Genomic DNA, 4,272 nt, shown 5'->3' on the forward strand with positions numbered 1-4,272 from the left:
GTTGGGACCTTGTCCCTGTGAGAGTAGGACGTCGCCAAGCAAGCTTAAGACGAGTCAGAATGACTCGTCTTTTTTGTGTTTTATAAAATAAGTTCGTGATTAATATAGTACTCTATGAGTACATTCATCTAGCAGGAAACAGCTTTATGGGCACTTTCTCCTAGTAATCGCATATTTGTCTGCGATGCTCTATATGAACACGAGGTGTACTGTAATCTTCTTTTAGAGCAATTCAGTGAGAATATCGCTACATCTAATGTACTGCATAGTTGAGTGAGAGTGGCAAGATGCGATGTCTCGAATAAGCCAGGCAGATAGTGAGACAATGAAATATCTTTTCCGAACTTATGAGGGATTTTAAGAGATAAATTACGGTACAATCCTTGAGCAAAGAGTTGCAATTGCTCGTATAATAAAACATCCCCCAAAACGCCTCCTTATCAATGATTTTACTAAAAGGATAGCGTTTTTTTCGTTATATAGGAGATGTGTATTCAAATTAACCTGATAGGCATGTGAAAGGATTCCTTGAATCGAATTCGTGTTCCTAAGACAACAGGACCTTGGCATTTTTCGTATTACCAAGATGTACTTTATAGTCATGAACAGACGCGGTAAATGAGTCGATTGCAGTTTTTTGTATATTAGTTAGAATCGAATTTAATAATTTTAATACTGGACCAGGCCGAAGGGGGATTTGCCTGTAACCCACCAATCAGAATTAGATGAAATTCTTTTTGGCTGTACGTATCGATAAGCTTTCTACTCGTATACCAGTTATTAACCAGCATATATACTGGCCCATTACTTGTTAGATATTAAAATTCTTTTATATATTAGTTATCAATACATATTTTCTATTGTTGTATAGATTCCTTCTATAATTCATCTCTTAAAAAAGAACTTATAATGAAGTCAATCATTCAAAATATGTTTAAAAGTGGTGAATAAAATGCAAAGAGTTGTTGGGATTATTGGGGGCATGGGACCTTTGGCGACTGTTGATTTAATGAATAAAATTATTTCTTACACACCTGCAATGAAAGACCAAGACCATATCCATATCATTGCGGACAACTATTCTCAAATACCTGATCGGACAACGGCTATTTTGGGAAAGGGAATAGATCCGACCCCTTACATTGTACAATCAGCCCAGCGACTGCAAAACGCTGGTGCAGATTTTCTTGTTATTGCGTGTAATACCGCTCATTTTTTCTATAAAGCAGTTAAAAGGTCTGTTAATATTCCAATCTTGCATATGCCTTTAGAAACGGTTCGTTTTGTGCAAGAAAATAATTTTAGAAAGGTAGGTTTGTTGGCTACGGATGGGACGGTTAAGGCAGAACTATACCAAAACAGTTGTCAAGATTACAGGATTGATGTCATTGATCCTGATAAAGAAATGCAAAAAAAAGTGATGGAAGGAATATATGCTATTAAAAGTGGGGATTTAAAAACAGGGTGTTTACATCTTTCGATGGTTGCTGATAAATTGAAAGAGAGCGGGGCTGAGGCTATTATAGCAGGTTGTACAGAGGTTCCTCTTGTATTGAAATCATCCGAAAATATTTGTGTCATTGATCCAACAGAAATTGTGGCAAAAGTGGTTATTAAAATAGCTAATAAAACAGAGACAGAACTAATAAAAGTGTGATTTAGAAGTTAAGAATGTGGCAGAAGTGTTGCATTCTTATTTTATGGATGTTTGATGCATATGCTTTTACGTGTACATGTTATAGTTAATTATAATAGGGAGCTAAAGTAAGGAGTGTTTAGACATGAATATCGAAAATATTGAAGCTTTTATATATGTTTGTCAACTTGGTAGTTTCAATAAAGCTGCCGAAGCTCTTTATTTAACCCAACCTTCTGTAACAGCACGTATCCAATCACTTGAACGTGAAATTAATATAAAGCTTTTTCATCGAAATGGTAATAAAATCTCTTTAACCGAAAAAGGAGAGTATTTTTTCCCACATGCACAAAAAATTTTGCAATCTTACCAGGAAGCTAAGTATGGTTTGCAACAAGTAACAATTCCGTATGACTTGGTAATTGGGAGTGCTTTATCAATATCTAATAATATCCTCCCTGAAATTTTACCTGGTTTTAAATCTGAATTTAAGGATGTTAGAATAAAAATTGTAACTGGTCATTCACAAGACATCCTACAGAAGGTTATTAATAAAGAAGTTGACTTTGGCATCGTACGAACAGAAACACATCCTCAAGTAGAATCAATTCGTCTTTATAATGACCCTATCGGCCTTTTTGTACCTCGAAATCATATATTTTTAAAAGAAGAAAAAGTAACAATAGAACATGTAAGTAAACAACCTCTTATCTTCTTTGATTATGGATCAATGGATTGGCTCATGATTCATCGGCTATTTTCAAGTAATGACGTAAGCCCGAATATATTTTTAGAAGTAGATAATATGGAAACAGCGAAAAATTTAGTGATACAAGGGATGGGCATTAGCTTTTTACCTGAACATTGTGTCAAACAAGAATTAGAAAATGGAGAATTGATCCGAGTGGAAATGACGCCTCCGGTGAAAATTAATATTAGTATTGATTTTATCTATTTAAAAGGCAGACCAAAATCTGTTTTTATTGACTTTTTAAAAGAGAAGATGTGTAAATAAAACAAACTGATTGGTATATCAATCAGTTTGTTTTTGTTATGGAGTTGATAGGTATAGGATGTTTTATGTGTATTGGTTTCTTATTATTATGTATTCTTAGGTTCTTAGATAGAAAAAATTAATTTATGATTTTGTATATATGTCCAAACGGAAGATATATAAATTAATTAAAATATGTAGTAGTACTAGAAACAATGTTTGTTAGTAACTTAATCCGCTCTTCTAGCGATAAAATGTGAATATAGATATAGGATAAACATTCTTAAATGCTATGAGAAGTGATACAACGCGAGGAGGGAACGAATGTTCTTTGTGGGTACGTTGAGTACACTCAATCGATTGAGGTACGTATTTTTAATCCGGTATATGTGTTTAAAAAAGAAATACTATTACTCGGTTTAGATTTCGGAGTATAACTTATTTGTACATCTTAAGTGTTTGTTGAGAGGATATAGTGGCTATTATCAGAGGTTTATTACCACTCAGTAATACCGAATGGATGATACTAAAGATGAAAGAGATATAAGGTCTATATTTCGATTTGAATATCGGTTTAATAGTATGTGGTTTATAGGAATCTATAGAGAGATTCCTGCTGCTAGCATTGCTACTATAAAAGAGAGGATGAATTTTATCGTAAACATAGAAATATCATCGATGCTTAAATATCTTTAACTTTTTCATAAGCTTAAGGCTATAAATCCAGTTCAAGCTATTACAGGAAGAATAATGAAAAAAGAGAAATCAGACGCAGTTTTATAATTTACTTTCATTAATAAGGACACAAGAACAGTAGAATTAGCTCTAGAGGAGTCAGGATATATTGCTAAGCATTGAAATAATCCAATTGTTAATGCTAGACGAGGATTGTTTCTATCCTTTTTACTTCTGCAAATATTATAAGAATTGTTCCAGCTACAAGTTTAATCATGATAGTATATGTCTGAAATAAGTATGTTTTAGTAACATCATGTAGTAGTAAATCAGTGTTAAGAGCAGTGAACCTTCTAGGTGGCCTGAATAATAATTACTTATAATAAAGCCAATGCGTGATACAGGCATATTTAGTAGATGTATTAGTGTGTTTCTATATATTTACGAGTAAACAGATAAACAACTATTACTTCATATGGGGAGAAATCTATAACTAGAGTAGTACATGAGTTTATTATGGATTTTTGTATCGTTGTCTGTTATAAGAATATGTATATCTTCAATTGCTTCTAATAGAGTGCGTGATAAACAAAGAGGTACTAAGGAGTGTAGTAACTTTTTAATTACATACTAGTAGTTATTAAAATAAAGTTGTTAGTTTCGCTGGGGAAAACGTCCGTATAAATTAAATCTAGGGTTAATCTAACTTAAATATATTTTGGAAGTAGAAACTAAGAAGGAGTAGAAGGGAGTTTTCTGGTAATGTAATCTTTATAGGTTCTTATCTAGATTAGAGGGTGTAAAAATATTAACTTAAATATCTTTATAAAAAGGTATTGACGATTGTACTTTAGAGGTGTAATATAGAACAAGTCGCCGATGACAACAATGTCGAAAGCGACAAACGAAATGAAAAACTTAGTTGACATTGAAAGATGAAAATGTTAACATAAGGAAGTCGCAAATG

General features: G+C 32.8%; 3 protein-coding genes. 2 read left to right on the top strand and 1 reads right to left on the bottom strand.

Annotated features, from left to right (window positions below; all coding sequences use genetic code 11):
- Nucleotides 1-952: 952 nt before the first annotated feature.
- Nucleotides 953-1,657 carry a cysteate racemase gene (cuyB, locus tag PDQ68_RS28260; RefSeq protein ID WP_061182348.1) on the top strand — a complete coding sequence of 235 codons (705 nt, stop codon included), beginning with the start codon at nt 953-955 and terminating at the stop codon, nt 1,655-1,657.
- Nucleotides 1,658-1,781: 124 nt separating this feature from the next.
- Entirely contained in the window at nt 1,782-2,651 is an 870-nt protein-coding gene (locus PDQ68_RS28265; RefSeq protein WP_001019591.1) for a LysR family transcriptional regulator, read from the top strand.
- Nucleotides 2,652-3,358: 707 nt separating this feature from the next.
- On the opposite strand, the gene PDQ68_RS28925 is transcribed toward PDQ68_RS28265, so the two are convergent.
- A complete protein-coding gene (locus tag PDQ68_RS28925; protein WP_308809499.1) occupies nt 3,359-3,547 on the bottom strand; it encodes an undecaprenyl-diphosphate phosphatase in 189 nt (62 codons plus the stop codon).
- Between the last annotated feature and the right edge of the window lie 725 nt (nt 3,548-4,272).

It is taken from the genome of Bacillus cereus group sp. Bc010 (assembly GCF_027716745.1).
Taxonomy (GTDB): Bacteria; Bacillota; Bacilli; order Bacillales; family Bacillaceae_G; genus Bacillus_A; species Bacillus_A pacificus.

What these genes read in the sequence shown, in the direction of transcription:
- cuyB (WP_061182348.1), top strand. Translation starts at nt 953, where the DNA reads ATGCAAAGAGTTGTTGGGATTATTGGGGGCATGGGACCTTTGGCGACT.
- PDQ68_RS28265 (WP_001019591.1), top strand. Translation starts at nt 1,782, where the DNA reads ATGAATATCGAAAATATTGAAGCTTTTATATATGTTTGTCAACTTGGT.